The 16,705-nt window shown below is 66.6% G+C and carries 18 protein-coding genes; 7 read left to right on the top strand and 11 right to left on the bottom strand.

Annotation, left to right across the window (positions count from 1 at the left end; all coding sequences use genetic code 11):
- Positions 1-209: 209 nt before the first annotated feature.
- Both AC069H_RS35730 and AC069H_RS35725 read left to right on the top strand, forming a co-directional pair.
- The gene (locus AC069H_RS35730; RefSeq protein ID WP_478235277.1) at positions 210-599 is read left to right on the top strand and encodes a MerR family transcriptional regulator; all 390 of its coding nucleotides are present in this window, start codon (positions 210-212) and stop codon (positions 597-599) included.
- Positions 600-964: 365 nt separating this feature from the next.
- Positions 965-2,500: a SulP family inorganic anion transporter gene (locus AC069H_RS35725; protein ID WP_478235276.1), complete on the top strand. Its 1,536-nt coding sequence runs from the start codon at positions 965-967 to the stop codon at positions 2,498-2,500.
- Between the two features lie 44 nt (positions 2,501-2,544).
- Here AC069H_RS35725 and AC069H_RS35720 read toward each other — a convergent pair whose 3' ends face one another.
- Complete coding sequence (locus AC069H_RS35720; RefSeq protein ID WP_478227405.1) at positions 2,545-3,201, bottom strand: TetR/AcrR family transcriptional regulator; 657 nt, start codon at positions 3,199-3,201, stop codon at positions 2,545-2,547.
- 78 nt (positions 3,202-3,279) lie between these two features.
- Here AC069H_RS35720 and AC069H_RS35715 point away from each other — a divergent pair, with 78 nt between their 5' ends.
- Positions 3,280-4,701 carry an MFS transporter gene (locus AC069H_RS35715; protein ID WP_478235275.1) on the top strand — a complete coding sequence of 474 codons (1,422 nt, stop codon included), beginning with the start codon at positions 3,280-3,282 and terminating at the stop codon, positions 4,699-4,701.
- Between the two features lie 82 nt (positions 4,702-4,783).
- Here the strand turns inward: AC069H_RS35715 and AC069H_RS35710 are convergent, their stop codons facing one another.
- From AC069H_RS35710 to AC069H_RS35690, 5 genes are all read right to left on the bottom strand, one after another.
- Positions 4,784-5,992 carry a multidrug effflux MFS transporter gene (locus tag AC069H_RS35710; RefSeq protein WP_478235274.1) on the bottom strand — a complete coding sequence of 403 codons (1,209 nt, stop codon included), beginning with the start codon at positions 5,990-5,992 and terminating at the stop codon, positions 4,784-4,786.
- A complete protein-coding gene (locus AC069H_RS35705) occupies positions 5,989-6,465 on the bottom strand; it encodes a MarR family transcriptional regulator (protein WP_478227402.1) in 477 nt (158 codons plus the stop codon). Before AC069H_RS35705 ends, AC069H_RS35710 begins: the two co-directional genes overlap by 4 nt.
- 596 nt (positions 6,466-7,061) lie before the next feature.
- Positions 7,062-7,298 (bottom strand): hypothetical protein, encoded by a 237-nt coding sequence (locus AC069H_RS35700; RefSeq protein ID WP_478235273.1) that lies wholly within the window; start codon positions 7,296-7,298, stop codon positions 7,062-7,064.
- Between the two features lie 29 nt (positions 7,299-7,327).
- On the bottom strand, positions 7,328-7,615 hold the full coding sequence (locus AC069H_RS35695) for a hypothetical protein (RefSeq protein WP_478235272.1): 288 nt from the start codon (positions 7,613-7,615) through the stop codon (positions 7,328-7,330).
- Positions 7,616-7,949: 334 nt separating this feature from the next.
- On the bottom strand, positions 7,950-9,467 hold the full coding sequence (locus AC069H_RS35690) for a tyrosine-type recombinase/integrase (protein ID WP_478235271.1): 1,518 nt from the start codon (positions 9,465-9,467) through the stop codon (positions 7,950-7,952).
- Positions 9,468-9,940: 473 nt separating this feature from the next.
- On the opposite strand from AC069H_RS35690, the gene AC069H_RS35685 reads away from it, so the two are divergent.
- A complete protein-coding gene (locus tag AC069H_RS35685) occupies positions 9,941-10,555 on the top strand; it encodes an HAD family hydrolase (protein WP_478235270.1) in 615 nt (204 codons plus the stop codon).
- Between the two features lie 369 nt (positions 10,556-10,924).
- Here AC069H_RS35685 and AC069H_RS35680 read toward each other — a convergent pair whose 3' ends face one another.
- The gene (locus tag AC069H_RS35680) at positions 10,925-11,494 is read right to left on the bottom strand and encodes a hypothetical protein (protein WP_478235269.1); all 570 of its coding nucleotides are present in this window, start codon (positions 11,492-11,494) and stop codon (positions 10,925-10,927) included.
- A gap of 274 nt (positions 11,495-11,768) precedes the next feature.
- A complete protein-coding gene (locus tag AC069H_RS35675) occupies positions 11,769-11,993 on the bottom strand; it encodes a helix-turn-helix domain-containing protein (protein WP_478227481.1) in 225 nt (74 codons plus the stop codon).
- A 443-nt stretch (positions 11,994-12,436) separates the two neighbouring features.
- Between AC069H_RS35675 and AC069H_RS35670 the strand changes: the two genes are divergently transcribed.
- The 3 genes from AC069H_RS35670 (at position 12,437) to AC069H_RS35660 (ending at position 13,975) form a co-directional block, all read left to right on the top strand.
- Entirely contained in the window at positions 12,437-12,808 is a 372-nt protein-coding gene (locus AC069H_RS35670; RefSeq protein WP_478227400.1) for an SPW repeat domain-containing protein, read from the top strand.
- Positions 12,809-12,907: 99 nt separating this feature from the next.
- The gene (locus AC069H_RS35665) at positions 12,908-13,435 is read left to right on the top strand and encodes an SRPBCC family protein (RefSeq protein ID WP_478235268.1); all 528 of its coding nucleotides are present in this window, start codon (positions 12,908-12,910) and stop codon (positions 13,433-13,435) included.
- A 156-nt stretch (positions 13,436-13,591) separates the two neighbouring features.
- Positions 13,592-13,975 carry a hypothetical protein gene (locus AC069H_RS35660; protein ID WP_478235267.1) on the top strand — a complete coding sequence of 128 codons (384 nt, stop codon included), beginning with the start codon at positions 13,592-13,594 and terminating at the stop codon, positions 13,973-13,975.
- Between the two features lie 162 nt (positions 13,976-14,137).
- Here AC069H_RS35660 and AC069H_RS35655 read toward each other — a convergent pair whose 3' ends face one another.
- From AC069H_RS35655 to AC069H_RS35645, 3 genes are all read right to left on the bottom strand, one after another.
- Positions 14,138-14,353: a hypothetical protein gene (locus AC069H_RS35655; protein WP_478227397.1), complete on the bottom strand. Its 216-nt coding sequence runs from the start codon at positions 14,351-14,353 to the stop codon at positions 14,138-14,140.
- A 239-nt stretch (positions 14,354-14,592) separates the two neighbouring features.
- Positions 14,593-15,975 carry a sensor histidine kinase gene (locus tag AC069H_RS35650; RefSeq protein ID WP_478235266.1) on the bottom strand — a complete coding sequence of 461 codons (1,383 nt, stop codon included), beginning with the start codon at positions 15,973-15,975 and terminating at the stop codon, positions 14,593-14,595.
- Entirely contained in the window at positions 15,972-16,652 is a 681-nt protein-coding gene (locus tag AC069H_RS35645; RefSeq protein ID WP_478235265.1) for a response regulator, read from the bottom strand. The genes AC069H_RS35650 and AC069H_RS35645 overlap by 4 nt, the downstream gene beginning before the upstream one ends.
- Between the last annotated feature and the right edge of the window lie 53 nt (positions 16,653-16,705).

The following is a 16,705-nucleotide window of genomic DNA, read 5'->3' as shown; positions in this document are numbered from 1 at the left end:
GGCGCCCTCCGGTCCGTCCGACGATTGAGCGAGGGACGCGCCTTCCTGGAAGAACCGCCGCAGGGTTGTGATCGACCTATCGCCAAGGTCGTCTGCGGCGGAGCCCGGCGAGAAGGCGACAGTACTGTTACGTGAGAGTGTGGTCGGCGGCGCCGCCGACGGCGGATCGAGCATCCGGCGCGGTGGGCGGCAGGTGAAAGGAAACCGGTGTGGGTGAGCAGATGCAGATCGGCGAGGTGGCCGAGCGCACCGGGCTGTCGTTGCGGACGATCCGCTATTACGAGGAAGTCGGCCTGGTGGTCCCCAGTGCCCGCAGTCAGGGCGGTTTCCGGCTCTACACCGACCCGGACGTGGACCGGCTGGAACTGATCAAGCGGATGAAGCCGCTGGGATTCCAGCTGGAGGAGATGCGCGACTTGCTGGCCATTCTCGACCCGATCCCGGGGAGTCCCGAGATCGAGGACCCGGCGGCTCGTCTCGCGGAATTCGGTGAGACCGCCGAGAAGGCCTGCGTGGAGCTGCGCGCGAAGCTGGCCATCGCCGAGGAGTTCGCCGCCCTGCTGCGCTCGCACAACGCCACCGAAGAAACGTCGCGGTAGCCCCCCGCGTCGGCGATCACTGGGTGCGCTCGGCGAAACACCTGCCAGGAGCGACGTTGTGGGTTGAACGTGATCCCGCCCTCATTCCGGCCTGGGGCCTTCGCGGGCGGATGATCTCTTCTCTAACGTAAGGTGAGAGTTGTCGACGGTGGTGGCGTCATGCTCACCAGTCCGCTGGGTCACCGACGCCCCGACTCCCGTCCTTTCGAGCCGAGGAGCTGTTCCTTGCCGGCAGAGCAGGTTGCCGTGATCGTTCCGGGTTAGCCCGCAGATACCAGGCGACGCCTGTACCGCTGACGGTGCGCGCCTCTCTCCCGCAGGATCTTTCAGCACGCCGTGATGGCGTGAGAGTGTTCCGCGCCCCGATGTGGCGCCCGAGAAAGTCAGGTTGTCTTTCTGTGTCGAGTCTTGTGTCCCAGGTGTCGACGCGCCTGCGCGGTTCGCGGCCGTCGTGGCTGTCGCCCAAGGTCGCCCGCACCGAGATCCTCGCCGGGCTGGTGGTCGCGCTCGCGTTGATCCCGGAGGCGATCTCCTTCTCCATCATCGCGGGCGTGGACCCGAGTGTCGGGTTGTTCGCCTCGTTCACCATGGCGGTCGTGATCTCGATCGTGGGCGGACGGTCGGCGATGATCTCGGCCGCGACCGGCGCCATTGCGCTCGTCGTCGCCCCCTTGGCGCGGGAACACGGACTCAACTATCTGATCGCCACGGTGATCCTGGGTGGTTTGTTCCAGGTCGTGCTCGGTTCGCTGGGCGTGGCGCGGTTGATGCGGTTCGTGCCGCGCAGTGTGATGGTCGGGTTCGTCAACGCGCTGGCGATCCTGATTTTCCTGGCGCAGGTGCCTGAGCTGATCGACGTGCCGTGGCCGGTGTACCCGCTGTTCGCGGGCGGGCTCGTGCTGATGGTGCTGTTTCCGAAGCTGACCAAGGTGATTCCCGCACCGCTGGTGTCCATTGTGGCCTTGACCGCGCTGACGATCGCCGCGGGCATCGCGGTCCCGACCGTGGGCGACAAGGGTGTCCTGCCCTCCTCGCTGCCGTCACTCGGTGTTCCGGATGTGCCGTTCACCTTCGCCACGCTCGGCATGCTCGCGCCGTACGCGCTCGCGTTCGCGCTGGTGGGGCTGATGGAGTCACTGATGACCGCGAAGCTCGTCGACGACATCACCGACACCCACTCCAACAAGACCCGTGAGGCGATCGGCCAGGGTGTCGCCAACATCGTCACCGGCTTCTTCGGCGGCATGGGCGGCTGCGCGATGATCGGGCAGACCATGATCAACGTGAAGACCGCCGGCGCCAGGACTCGCCTGTCCACGTTCTTGGCCGGGACCTTCCTCATGGTGTTGTGCATCGTCTTCGGCCCGCTGGTATCGCAGATCCCGATGGCCGCGCTGGTCGCGGTGATGGTGCTCGTCGCGTTCGGCACCTTCGACTGGCACAGTGTCGCTCCGGGCACGCTCAAGCGGATGCCGTGGGGCGAGATCATCGTCATGGTCGTCACCGTGGCCGTCGTGGTGGCCACCGACAACCTCGCGATCGGCGTGGTCGTCGGTTCGATCACCGCGATGGTGATCTTCGCGCGCAGGGTGGCGCACTTGGTCGAGGTGACCGCCGTGGTCGATCCGGACGGCACCCAGGTCGTGTACGCCGTCACCGGCGAGTTGTTCTTTGCCTCCAGCAACGACTTGGTCTACCAGTTCGACTACGCGAACGATCCGGACAAGGTCGTCGTCGATCTCACCGACGCGCACATCTGGGACGCCTCCACCGTCGCGGCCCTCGACGCGATCACCACCAAGTACGAGTCACGGGGCAAGACCGTCGAGATCGTCGGGCTGAACAAGCACAGCGCACGGATGCACGGGAAGCTCTCCGGCGAACTCTCCGGCAGCCACTGACACAGGCCGGACAGTGAGGGGCGGAGCCGTCACGGCTCCGCCCCTCACTCGTTCGATGCGGCGGTCGAGTGTGACAGGGTCGCCACGCTTTCCCCGTTGTGCGCCGAAAACAGTGCGTGCACGTGGTAGCGCAACACCGCGGTCGCGCCGTCCACATCCTGTTGTCCGATCAGGACACTGGTGCCCAGGCCATGGCTGAGCGTCACCAGGCGAGCCGCCTCCAGCGATACGTCCACGCCCGGCGCCAGCTGCCCGTCGGCCTGTGCGCGACGCAGCGCATTAGCGAGCTGCCGGTGGATGTCGTCCACACTGGACGCGAACGGTTCGGCGCTCAGCTGGGAATCGGTCATCGCCAGCACCGCGTACGAGGCGCCGACCAGATGGAAGACCCGGCTTTCCTCGTCCGACGGCAGTGCCTCGGCGAGGAACGCCTCGACGAAGTCCCGCGGGGGCACCGGATCCGGTAATCCGGCGAGACGCGCTGCCCACCGCTGACGGCTCCGTCGTTCGAGATGCCTCAACGCACCCAGCAGCAGCTGCTCTTTGGTGTCGAAGTAGTACTGAACGAGCCTCAGTGACACTCCTGATTCGGCGGCCACTGCGCGCATCGTGACCGCGTGCAGCCCTTCTCGCGCGGCGACCCGGACCAGCGCCTCGGCGATCTGAGCGCGCCGTTCCTCATGGTCGACGGTCCTCGGCATCAGGCGGCCTCCTTCGCGCAGGAGCTATGATACAAGCGTATATGATACGCATGTATCACAATGCGGCCGGGAGGCGTGGTGGGTTTTCGTGACCTCGAAGCCAGTGGCCCGGCGGCGAGGACCGCTGGGCCGCGGGTGGTGCTGGCGCTGGCGTGTGCGGCGCAGTTCATGGTCGTGCTCGACATCTCGGTGGTGAACGTTGCCCTGCCGTCGATCCAGCGATCGCTCGGTTTCGACGACGCGGATCAGCAGTGGGTGGTCAACGCCTACGCGCTGACGTTCGCCGGGCTACTGCTGCTCGGCGGGCGGCTGGCGGACCTCTACGGTCGCAGGCGGGTTTTCCTCGCCGGGCTCGCGTTGTTCTCCGGTGCGAGTCTGGCGGGTGGTCTGGCGGATACCGCGGGGTTGCTGATCGCCGCTCGTGCGGTGCAGGGCGTGGGTGCGGCCGTCCTGGCACCGGCCACGCTGACGGTGCTCACCGCCACTTTCCCCGAAGGCTCTGGTCGTACTCGTGCACTGGCGATGTGGACCGCGGTGGGAGTTGCCGGCGGTACCGCGGGAAACCTCATCGGTGGGGTGCTCACCGAGTACCTCTCCTGGCGATCGATCCTGCTGATCAACGTCCCGATCGGCGCCGGAGCCATCATGCTCGCCCTGCGGTATCTCTCCGGTGGCGGCCGTCCGGCGACGCGCCCACGGCTCGACCTGGCGGGCGCGGTCCTGGCGACACTGGGGCTGACCGCGCTGACCTACGGCATCACGCAGTCCCATGACGCGGGCTGGGACGCGGCGGTGACGGTGGTGAGCTTGCTGGCAGGGGTCGCGGCGTTGGCGGGATTCGTCGTGGTCGAGGCGCGCTTCGCCGCGGTCCCGGTCATTCCGTTGCGCCTGTTCCGGGGACGGGCGATCAGTCTCGGGAACGTGGTGATGCTGCTGGCCGGGGCTTGTCTCAACCCGATGTGGTTCTTCCTGACCCTGTCGATGCAGAACGTCCTGCACTACAGCCCGCTGCTGACCGGCCTCGGGTTCCTGCCGCACACCGTGGTCACCATCCTGGTCGCCGCCCGTGTCACCCCGTGGCTGATGCGGCGCGTCGACAGCCGGACCCTGATCGCGATCGGCGCTGTCCTCGCCGCCGCCGGATTCGTGTGGCAGAGCCTGCTGACACCGGACAGTGGCTACCTGGCCGGGATCCTCGGCCCGGCGGTCGTGTTCTCGATCGGCGGCGGCTTGCTCAACACGCCGATCACCACCATCGTGACCTCCGGGATCGACACGGCGGACGCCGGTGCCGCCTCAGGGCTGATGAACACCACCAAACAGGTCGGCGGTGCGCTCGGCCTGGCCGTCCTGGTCACCGTCGCGGGCAGTCACACCGCCGGCACCGAAGCGCTTTCCGCCGCCTACAGTCGCGCGTTCGTGGTGATCGCGGCACTCATGGTCATTGTGGCCGCGCTCGCCTACACCCTGCCGTCACAACGAGACGGCGCTATCCGGTAGCCGACCGGCTGTGATGGAGGTGGCAGCGCCGGCCACCGAGCGGGCGGCCGCTGTGAACAAGGAGCCGGTACCCCCCGGATCCTTAGCAGCCGGTGGTCTTCTCGGCGGTCCGTGTACAGACGGCGATGACCGCGATCGTCAAGCATACGGTCATGGTGGCGGCCATCGGCAGAACGCTCGACTCGCCGAACGCTCCAACGATCGGGGGGGCGGCGGCGCCGATAAGGAATTGGCTGCTACCCAGCAGCCCCGACGTCGCCCCGGGCGCGTCCCGGCCGAGGTTTTGTGCCGCGGTGATCACGGCGGGGAAGAACACGCCGAACGCCGTGATCGCGACGAACAGGCACGCCCACGTCACCACGACACCGGCCAGACCTCCAGCGGCTGTCAGCAGCAGGATCACCGTCGCCGTGCCCGCTACCGCCGAACCGCCGACGAGTGGCACACGCAGACCGGCACGGTCGGCGATCCGCCCGGACGCCACCGATCCCAGCAGATTGCCGAGCGCGTTCACCCCATAGACGACGCTGGTGAGGGGCGCCGACATGCCGAAGATCCCGGTGAACACGAACGACGTGCCGGCGATGTAGGCGAACACGGCCGCGTTGCCGAACGCCAGGCCCAGGACCAGGCGCGTCAACGCAACCCGGCGAACCAGACCCGCGATCCGGCCCAGCGTCACCGCCAGCCCGCCACGGCTGCGACGCTGCAGGGGCAGGGATTCCGGAACCCAGGCAGCGACACCCGCGACCAGCAACGCGCCGAGCGCTGCCAGGACAACGAAAACCTCCCGCCAGGAGCCGAGCGTCAGGATCGCCCCGCCCAGCAGCGGCGCCAGGATCGGCGCGGCGGAACTGATCGCCCCTAGCGTCGCGAAACCTCGCGCCGACCCGCGGTCATCATGGGTGTCGGTGACCACCGCGCGTGCCACGACCAGCCCAGCCGCACCCGTGACACCCTGAAGCACCCGCCCGGCGATGAGGATCTCCATACTCGGGGCGAGCGCGCACGCCACCGAACACAGCGTGAACCCGGTGCCGCCGCCGAGGAGAACCCGGCGTCGCCCGAGGCGATCTGACAGCGGCCCGAACAGCAGTTGGCCGAGCACCACGCCGGCAAGAAACCCGGCGAGCGACGCCTGGGCCTGGCTCGGCGACGTGCCGAGGGAAGCGGCGAGCGCGGGCAAACCGGGGATGTACATGTCGGTGGCCAGCGGCGCCGCCGCGGACAAACCCCCAAGTACCCCCAGCAGCCGCAGCCGCCCCCGCTCGCGGACCGCGCTCCCGCTCACAACGGCGGCGCCGCGCCGAGAGCGGGCTCGCCGTCCGGATCGCCCTGAAAGCTGGCCGCGCGCAGCAACAGGTCCGCGGCGATCCCGACCACAGCGAGCTCGGCGTCGGACAACGTGCCGGCCAAGGCCTGGGCCAACCAGGCGTTTCCGGCCCGGACATGGTCCTCGAGCGCGGCGAGCCCGGCCTCGGTGATCAGGGCACGCTGAGCCCGGCGATCGTCCTCGTCCGGTATTCGCCTGATCCGCTCCTCGCCGGCCAGCTGGTTCAGAACCCGGGTCAGCGACTGCGGCTGCACACCCTCGATCCGCGCCAGCGTGGTGACGGTGAGCGGGCCACTGTGTCGCAGATTCGCCAGCACCGAGGCGGCCAACCGGGTCAGAGGCCGCTCGGCGCCACTCTGCGCGCGCAACCGGCCCGCCACTCGCGACATCGCCCATCTGGTCCGCTGTGCAACATCATCCGCTTCGGTCACAATACCAAGCTAACACTTGCTAAAAAGCAGCGCAAACGTAGCAGTTCTCCGTTTAAAGCGAAGCTTTTAGGTGTCAAATGACGGTGTCGCGCTGGCGTCGAGGGGCGAGATCGGGAGGGCCGAGGTGAGACAAAGATCGTCTCCCCGTTCCTGATCAGCCGAAGGAGCAGGCAGTAACCGCGCGGGGGTGTGCTCAGGGGGCTTGCGGCCAGGTGAGGTTCGCCGTGGCCGGTGTTGCCTAGCTCGGTCTGACAATAGGCATGCCGATGCTCACGGGGGCGGCGCGGTTCGCGGTGTGGCGGTCGAGGGCGGCTAGCTTCGCGTGCGCGGCCTTGAGGCTGACAGTGAGGCCGTCGATCTCTCCTCGCCATCCGTTGAGCTCGGCTTCGCTGATCCGGTCTCGGAGGTTGTTCGCGATCTCGACCAGCCGGGCTCTTTGGCGAGGGTCGACGCGCAGGACCGGGCATCGGATACACGCTTAACCGAAATGATCTTGAAGTGGGTTTGGTGGTATCCGAACCGTCACTGTGACCCTCTGTCACGAAGGAATCTTCGCGATGCGTTACTGCCGGGCGTGTCGATCAATCAGTGAGGTGTCAGTGGTCATGCCGCGCTGCCAGGCGTCGCAGTCGTCGGAGGTACTGGCCGCGGAAGCGGCGCTGGGTGGTCTCGACTCGAACGAAGTCCGGGTCAGCGAAAGCCTCGTAGTAGGAGTTCTCGGCATCGTCCCGGCCGCCATCGGCGTCGACGAGGCGTGCGAGGGCCTCCTTCTCCGGCGGTCCGCTGGGAAGGTTGACGACCCACTCGGCCTTCGGCGTGTCCGAACCATCCACTTCACCAGTATGCCCCTCAGCCCTGGCCATCAGTACTGAACACCCATGTCGGCGGCTATGCATGTCAGCCTCTTCAGCCACTCGGCAAGAGCGGTGTAGTCGGCGTCGACGAGGCCATGCTGGGGGTCGACGCGGTGCAGTAGAGCAGGTGCCCGATGGTGTGTGCGCACCCACTTCCGGTCGGCGTCGGTGATCTCGTCGTCGACCCAGGCGAATGGGAGTCCTGCGGCCCAGTCGACGAGCGCGCGGGTCTTCCAGTGCAGTCCATCTCGCCCGTCCTGCTCCTCGTACTCGGAAGGCTCCGGCCAGTCGACCACCGGCAACTGCGGAAGGCCCAGTCGCGGCGATAGGCACTCGTTCGCTTCGGCGGCCCATGTTGTGGCCCAGACCAGATCGCAGGGCAACGTGGCCAGGCGGGGCCCATGCCCGGGATCGACCCTGGCTAGGAGTGGGTTCGAGCTGGCGGCGGGTGAGTCGTCGTCGGAGGGATATGTCGGGTACTGCCCTGACGGAGCGCCGAACGGGTGAGCGGCCCGTCGACGTCAAGGAACAGCAGCGGCCGTGCTCCGGAGCCTGTCACGACTGCACGATAGCCGCCGATTCGGGGGCGGTGTCCCCCGGGCGTGTCGCTCGGGGACACCGCTGAGGCGATCAGCCCATGCTCGACCGTCCAGCAGTGGACGGGATGTCGGGCATGCCGAGGTGGACGGTCGTGCTGCGTGCGGCGCGCATGGCCTCGAGTTTCTGGGCTGCGGCGGCCATGGTGGTTTCGATCGCGGCGACCTCGCCCAGCCAGCCCTGCTCTTTCGCCTCGTCCAGACGGTCGACGAGGTTGGCGTGGATCTCCTCCAGCCGCGGCAATTGGGCTGGGTCAACCCGGAGGAGTGGGCATCTGACACAGGCGTTTTCATGCGCACAAGGGGATCCATAGTCACGGCCACAGGTTCCCAATGCGACTTTCCGCAACTCGAAGTGGGCGAGGAACTCGGCCCACTCGGCGGCGGTGAGGTCGCGGTATTCTTCGCTGGGACGTTGGGCGCGGCGGCGGGCGATGAACGCCCGGTGGTGGGCGATCACGTCCTCGGGGTAGATGGCGGCGTAGCGCATCGTCGTGTCCACTGTGGAGTGACCGCAGAGCTTGGCGGCGACGTGCGGCGACAGGCCGGAGCGGATGGCGTCGGTGACGAAGATCCTCCGGAAGTCGTGGGGCCGCCACTCCAGGGACTGGCCGGCCGCGGTGATCTGCGCGGCTTGCGAGGTGGCGACGAGGCACTCGCGGATATAGCTGCGAGTCAGCGGCCGGTCCTCGGTGCCGAACCGCCGCTGGAATAGGAACGGCATCGGCGGGCTCCAAGTCTGTTCGAACACGTCGTAGGCGGACACCAGTGGCAGTGCAGCGTTGCCGGCGCGGACCCGGAAGATGATTGCGGTCAAGACCTCCGCGAGTTCCGGGGACACCAGCAGCAGTCTTTCGGAGTCGGTTTTCGAGGGGGCGACCTGCAGCATTGGCACGACCTCGCCGGTGGTGGGCAGCGTGTAGGCGATGAAGCTGTGGTGGGTCAACTCCAGCATCTCCTCGATGCGGATCCCGGTGTGCCGCAGCACTTCCACGGTCGCCCATGACCAGAACGCGGCCGACTCCTCGTGGCTGAGGTCGCGGCGCTTGCCGGTGGCCAGCTCGCGGACATAGACGCGGCCGGACTCGCCGACGTGACCGCGCTCGAACTGCTGGCCGCATGCGGTGAACCGGCCACCAGCAGGGATCGCTTTTGCGATGTTGATGCGTTCCTCGGCGTCCTTGCGCTGCCGGTCGACGGCCCGCACCAACGCTGGGAGCAGCGGCAGTTGGGTGCGGGTCCGGTGGTCCATCCGGGCTTTGACCCGCGCGAAGTCCCGGGCCTCCACCCGGCTGGCCAGGAACCAAGGGATCCCCACCGCGCGAAGGAATCTGAACCAGGACAACAGCTCATACGCGTACGAGCGCAGAGACGCCGGGCTCGCGTCATCGGCGAGCATGTGGCGGAGAAACTCGGTGACCGCCGGTTCCTCGACGCCGTGCTCGTTAACCAGCCGGAACGGCAGCAGCCGGTCCCCGGTCTCCTCGACCCTCCCGATTCTGTCGACCGTCAGGGCCGCCACATCCCTGACTACCGTGCCGCGTTCTGCCATCCCAACCTCCACGGGCCGTCTTCCCTGACGGCACGGGATCAGAGCAGAAACGCTCCATCACTCGCGGTGACTCGCGAGACCCGGCCCTGCCGAAATCAGGCCGATTCGTCACTGTCAGTCCACATCGAACCAACCCAGGAGATCCTGAGTTAGTTCGGTCAACGGGACGTGCTCGTGCTGGCAGGAGGAGCCGTAGGGGTGGCCGCAGGTGCCGAGTTCCAGCTTCCGTTCCTGGAAGTGCTGCTGGAATTCGGTCCATTCCTCGTCGGTTGGATCGCGGTACTCGTCGGCAGGTCGGATCGCGCGACGCTGGGCGAGGAATGCCCGGTAGGTACGGACCAGGTCGTCCTGGAAGATAATGGCGACGTCGGATATTCAAACCGTCCGAATGGTTGCGGCGTCAGGGTTCTTGGCGAGGTGTTCGTAGACTGTTGTCCTCCGTGTTTGGGTCTGCGGCCGATAGGGTGGTGATCATGGTGATTCGTGCGGTGGTGTTCGACATCGGCGACGTACTGGAGATCGCGCCCGACCTTGGTGTCGGCGGGCGGTGGGAGGCCAGGCTCGGTCTCGTGGGGGGTGAGGTCGGCCGACGACTGGCGGACGTCTGGGCAGCCGGGGCCATTGGCGGGGTCACCGAGGATGAGGTGCGTCAGGCGATCAGCGATCGACTCAGCGTTGCCAGGGAACAGGCCGATGCGATCATGGCGGATTTCTGGGAGCAGTATCTGGGCACCGGCAACATCGAGTTGATCAAGTATTGCCGGGGACTGCGCCCGCGCTATCGGACCGGCATCCTGAGCAACAGCTTCGTCGGTGCCCGGGAACGGGAGCAGGCCGCATACGGGTTCGAGGATCTCGTAGATGACATCGTCTACTCGCACGAGGTTGGCATGAGCAAGCCGGATCCGCAGATCTACGAACTCAGCTGCGTACGGCTCGAGGTCCGCCCCGAGGAAATGATTTTCCTCGACGATTTGGCGCCCAACATCGCCGCTGCGCGTGCGGTCGGCATCCACGGGATCCACTACCGGGACAACGCTCAGGTAATCGCCGAGATCGAGGAGTTGCTGACTCCAGCCGGTGATTGAACCGGGGTACCCATCGGGATCCAACGACTTGTCGTGAGCTGGCGGGCCATGAGGCTGTCAAGCGGATGCGTGCCCGAACCGTGCGTGGATGAGCCGACATCTGGTGTTGCTGACCCAGACCGTGGCCGCTGCCGGTGAAGCCGCGGCCACGGTCCATCAGACGGTGCAGCAGCAAGTACAGCCCACCCGGGGTGTGCAGGCGACGGGTGGGCGTACCCGATCTCCCAGGTTACGGTGTCGAACCAACCACACGTGCCGCGGCGCCGTTCGCCAGCTGCAGCCCCACAGCGCGGTCGCCGACGAGGAGGTGCTCGGCCGGCAGCTCCTTGATGGTCCCGATGCCGCGCGCCGAGACCGCCGCCATCAGTACTATAGGGCGCCTTTCAGCGGCATGCCCGCACGTTGGAGGTGCGGAAGTGGCGGGCTAGTGTCGCGCTGGTAGGTGTCGAAGCGTGCGATGAGCGGGACAGTTCCGTCGTGACTGTTCCGCAGGCGCGTGACGATGGTGGCCAGCACACTGGCGAGTTCCGGGCTGACCAACAGAAGCCGTTCCTCGTTGTTCTTCGACGGGACGATCTGCAGGAGCGGGACGAGCTCGCCGGTGTCGGGGAGCTGGTAGGACACGATCGCCAGCTGGGTGAGCTCAAGGAGTTCTTCGATCCTGATTCCGGTGTGTCGCAAGGTTTCGATCGCCGCCCATGCCCAGAAGCGTTCGTCCTCCCGGTGGGTCAGGTTGATCTTCTCGCCGGTGCCGAGATCGCGGACGTGGACGTTCTGTGCCCACTCTCGCTGCGGGCTGGTGGGTTCGAAGCGCTGGTAGAGCCGCCCAGAAACTGTGAACTCCGTGCCCGGCGGGTGCTGCTGTGCGGTGGACAGCAGTTCCGCGGTGTCGGTCATGGCGCGGTGGGCGGTGTCGACCAGGATCTGCAAATGAGGCATCCGGTCACGGATACGTTGGTGCATGCGGGTCCGGGCCGCGCGCTGCGCCTTGGCGAATCCGCGGCAGTCGCTCTGGCGGACCGGGCTCGGGACTGCCCATCGTGCCCAGCTCGCATCCTCCAGGGCCCATGTCCCGTGTCGCGCATGCTGTGGGATACGCGACGCCGAGTGCTTTCCTAGCGGCATTCCGTCGCACAGTGGGAACTTCGCCCAAGCGCTACCTCAACGGCGGTTGAGCCGTCAGATGAGCGTTTGGATGGAGGTTTGTCGAGGGTCAGCATGTGGACGGGGACACTGCGCTAGGACCGACCTTGCCGCTCTGGGCACGAACGCCAGCGGAGCGCTTCACGCCCGTGCGTTCGGCGCGGATGCCGGGTTGATCCGGTGGCTCTGGCGGGGCGAGTAGGCCCAACGACTCCCAATGCCGCAGCACGTGAGTGGCCGGCCCGAACCGTTGTGCGACCTCTCCGATGCTCAAGTCCGCAGTGCTTGACTTCATGTCGCCATCAAGTCGCAGCATGGCGGCCATGTCCAACGACACGACCACACAGCCCGAGACCACCCGGCCTGACGACGCGACCGGCTCCTTGATCCGGATGCTGGACGTCGTCGACAACCTGCCTGGCGCCGCCGAGTTGCGCTCCGACACGTACGACCTCCTCGCTCTGGCTCCTGGGCAGGCAATCGTAGACGTCGGGTTCGGTGCAGGTCGCGTGGTCGCCGAGCTCGGCGACCGATCTGCGGGTCAAGCCCGACGAGGCTGGGTGTCCTCTGAGTGGCACGTCTCGGTCCCGGGCACTTGCCCCGCACCGACGGGGCTCCTGGGGCGACCTGTGAATCGCAAGGTTATCGTCAGGTGGACTCACCGGCGGCTCCGGCAGACTGAGCTTTGGGCGGCGTTCGCCGGGCAAAGCGTCCGCGACATACTGGAGCGCTGACGAGATGAAATCTTGGACGCGCGACGTGCGGGCCATCGCCGAGAATCGCAGTGTAGTACTGGCCGTCGCCGACGCCCTCGTGTTCTTGATCGGCCTATGGCTGCTGTTGTCCCCGTTCACGTCGGACGATCCGGTCGGTGAGGTCGACCCGCTGACCGGTTTGGTGGCTGGTGCAGCTCTCGTCGCGGTCGGTGCGGCTGCTCTCGCCGAGCCGGGCACGAGGCGGGTTTGGTGGCCGATCCAGCCGGTCAGTGCGGGCTGGCTGCTCCTGGCCCCGTTTCTGCTCGGCCGTGACACTCTTCCCGGTTTCGACGCCGGAATAGCCGCGGTCTCACTGCTTGCTTTATGGGCAGTCAGAGAGAAACGAATGCTATAGGGTATATCGCAGGTTCCTCGCACCGCCATTCTCCGGCCAGTTACGCCGGTTGGGCACGCCCAATTCGCTCTAGGTCCATAGTGGACAGATGGATTCGAGGTGGCCCAAGTGAGTTACAGGTGGGCCTGGCGTGTGGCACGATCCGGGTCGTCACATTCGCCTTTCTTGGAGGGTTCTGCAGTGCGGTCGTACGATGTCTTGGCCGAATCGGCGGCGCCACCGGCGGTCGTGTGGGCATTGTTGCTGGACCCGAGGATGTGGTCCGCCTGGTCACGCGCCGGTGAACTGGACGTCAGCAGTTCGAGCGGCCTCTCCCCGGACGGGCGTGACGGAGTCGGTGCCATCCGTGTCTTCCGCTCGGGTAAGGCGGTCATCCGGGAGCGGATCACGAGCCTCACGCCTGGTCGGCGGTTCGCATACGAGGGGCTGGAGGGTCCGCATATGGCCGACCACCAGGCGACGATCGACCTCCACGAGGTGCCTGGCGGTGGAACACGGATCCGTTGGCAGGGAACGTATTCAGCTCGTGGCATGGGGCGCTGGTCGTCAGAGAGGCAGGTCCAGCGCACGATGTCGAAGATCGCCACAGGGCTTGCCGAGTATGCCTCTGGTGAAATCGTAAGGTGATTGTCAGGTTCAGGTGCGTAGTTCTGCGGCAAGCTGGTCGCCGTCCGGCGAATGCCGGAGGGCGTATGCGACAGCTCGGAAAGCGCGGCGATGATCGATCGGCGAAGCCCAGGTATGGACCGTGAGGTGGCCAGACGGTGAACTCTGGTCGCGATCTTGGCCGCACCGGAGTGTGAAGCGGCTGCCGTGGATGTGCTGACGGGTCTGGAGCAACGTGCCTGGTGCGCGCTCGCGGCCGAACCCGTTGCCGCACGGTCGTACTACGAGAGGGTTCTCGATGACCGCATCGTGCTGTTGCTGATCGACCAGCGGCCCATCCAGGAGCGTGAGGCGGCTTTGGCCGCCTTGTGCGAGGTGCGGTGGAAGGCGTGCAACCTCGATGGTTTGAGCGCGACAAGGCTTAGTCTCGCCGTCGGCACGGTCAACTACCGCATCGCTGCCATCAAAGATGGGGTGCCTTACTCGGCGCGGGTGAGCAGTGTTTACGTTCGCCGGGACGATGGCTGGAAACTGACCTTTCACCAGCATATGAGTTGGTAGGTCGCTGTCGCCATTTTCGTCGTCGTGACCAGCCTGCCGTTGATGGTGCCGGCTGGATCGGCGAGAAGCGAATCGATGCCGGTGGAACTGCTCGTGGCATGAATGTCGTATGTGTGGGCGTACACAGTCCTGATCGGACACGATGCCGGTCGGCCGGCGCTCTCATCGGCCGCCAAGTGTGCGGAGCACACGGAACCGAGCCAGCCGATGCAGCGTTTCTCCCATGGCATCGGGTGCGACCTGGCCTTCGAGGTCGGCGTGGGCCGAGCACACGATCTGGCTGACGGCCGATTCGGTCATCGAGGACGCGAATTCGCGGGCAAGCCATTGGCGGACTTCGTCGGCGATGTCGTCGGGATGGTGATCGCGGACGGGCATGTCCCTCTCCTCCTTTCGACGACTTCCTCATTGTGTTGGAGATGCAGGAGTCTGCACCTGACGACTGCCTGACGATCGCGTCGGACTCAGGGGCGGTGAGGGTGGAGCTGTCCGGCTGGAGACCGTTGGGGTGGTGCTTGGTGCGAGGGGGGTGATGGGTTCGGGTTCGTCCTGGTCGGTCACACCGCAGCCGCCGAAGCAGAGGGTGGCGGTGATAGCGAGGATCATCGGACGGAGTTTCACGCGGTCGCCTCCGGTAGTTCGACGATGAAGCGTGCGCCTCCGCCGGGCCGGTCTTCGACCCAGACGGTGCCGCCGTGCCGGTGGACGTGGTCGGCGACGATGGCCAACCCGAGTCCGCTGCCGGTGTCGCGGTCGCGGCGGCCGGAATGCAGGCCGCGGGCGAAGCGTTCGAAGATGCGCTCCCGGAGGGCTGGTGGGACGCCGCTGCCGGCGTCGTCCACTTCTATCCTCGCGTGGTCGTCCCGCCGCCGAAGGGTCACGGCGACAGTGCCTCCGCCGTAACGGTCGGCGTTGTCGAGCAGGTTGGTGACGACCCGGTCGATGCGGCGGCGGTCGGCGAAGACGAGCGGGATGTCGGGAGCGGCGTCGACAGGTACATCGGACTTGCCTCTGCTGTCGAGGACGTTGTGCACCAGTGCGTCGAGATCCACCAGTTCAGCTGGGCCGTCGTCCTGGTCCGCGCGGGAGATTTCGAGCAGGTCGACGACCATGCCTTGGAAGCGGTGCAGTTCCGAGCTGAGCAGACCGAGGGCTTTGCGGGCGGTCGGATCCATCGTGTCCTGGCGACGGGTCAGGACCTCGGTGACGTTGACCATCGTGGTGAGAGGCGAGCGGAGTTCGTGGCTGACATCCGCGGCGAAGCGCTTGTCACGGCGGACCCGTTGCTCGAGTTGTTCGGTCGTGGTGTTGAAACTGGTGGCGAGGGGGGCGAGATCGGGGTCGTTCTGGTGGGGGAGCCGGGTCGTCAGATCTCCACGTGCCACACGGGCTGCGGCTCCGCGGAGTGCGGAGAGTGGGCGCAGGGCACGTTTGGTGGTCCAAGCGCCGAGCAGGATTCCGAACAGCGCGGCCACGACGGTGCCCGTGATCAGCAGGATGCTGAGATAGCGGAAGGTTCGATCCAGCTCGAGCAGCGGGTACAGCTCGACGTAGATGCTGTCGCCGTTGCCGACCGGGGTCGCGATGGCGAGCACGGGTATGCCGTCGGCGGCGAAGCGTTGCCGGGCTGCGACACCGTCTCTCGCGCTTTTCAGCAGGGCGGCAGGGATGGCCGTGGGCTCGATCTGCCGTCCGCTGGTAAGCCAGCCGTCGGGGCGGGACAGCAGAATCGAGGAGTCCGGACCGCTGGCGAGCCCGGTCAGAAGCTCGTTGAGATTGTCGGAATGTTCAGCCAGTGCCTTGTTGACCAGGTCGACGTTGACTTCCGACTGCCGCAAGGTGCTCTGTTCACGCTGGTCGAGCATGTAACCGGTGGTCAGGTTCCAGGTCGCGGCACCGAGCACGCTCATCACCAGCGCCAGGCCGAGACCGAACGCGCCGGCCACGCGCCAGCGCAGGGAAAGCCGCCGCAGCGCCGACCGGAACCCGACCCGGCTCATGATCCCGGAGCGATTTGATAACCACGCCCGCGTACGGTCAGCACCAGGCTCGGATCATCGGGATCGGGTTCGACCTTGCGGCGCAACCGTCTGATGTGGACATCCAGTAGCCTCGTGTCGCCGAAGTAGTCGTGTCCCCACACGCGCTGCAGCAATTGCTCTCTGGTGACTACCTTTCCCACGGCAGTGGCCAGTTCGGCGAGGAGGCGGAACTCGGTGCGGGTCAGATGCACCTGGTTCCCGTCACGATGCACGCTTTCCTCATCGGGCCGGATTTCCAGGCCGCCCACGGTGATCCGGGTCGGGGGAGGGGGTGCGGTGCGGCGGAGCAGCGCGCGGATCCGGGCCGCGAGTTCACCGGCCACCAGCGGTTTGGTGACGTAGTCGTCCGCGCCGGCTTCGAGGCCCGCGATCACGTCCTGGGTGTCCGCGCGGGCGGTGATCACGATGATCGGCAGGGGGCCTTGATCGCGCACCGACCGGCACACGGTGAGGCCGTCGATGCCTGGCAGCATGAGGTCGAGCAGAATGACGTCGAATCGGCTGTCCGCGAGTAGTTCGAGCCCGTCTTCGCCGGTTTCAGCGCACTCGACGTCGAAGCCTTCGTCGGCCAGCGCGAGGCTCAAGGCCTCGCTGATCATCACGTCGTCCTCGACCAGAAGAACACGGGTGGACACAGTCGGTATCTCCTTCCGCCGGCCAGGCTAACAGCCTCCGATCGTAAGGCACT

The sequence above is a fragment of the Amycolatopsis sp. NPDC043887 genome (assembly GCF_056435665.1).
Note: the sequence above shows the minus strand (reverse complement) of the source record. Positions and strands in the feature narration are given on the sequence as shown.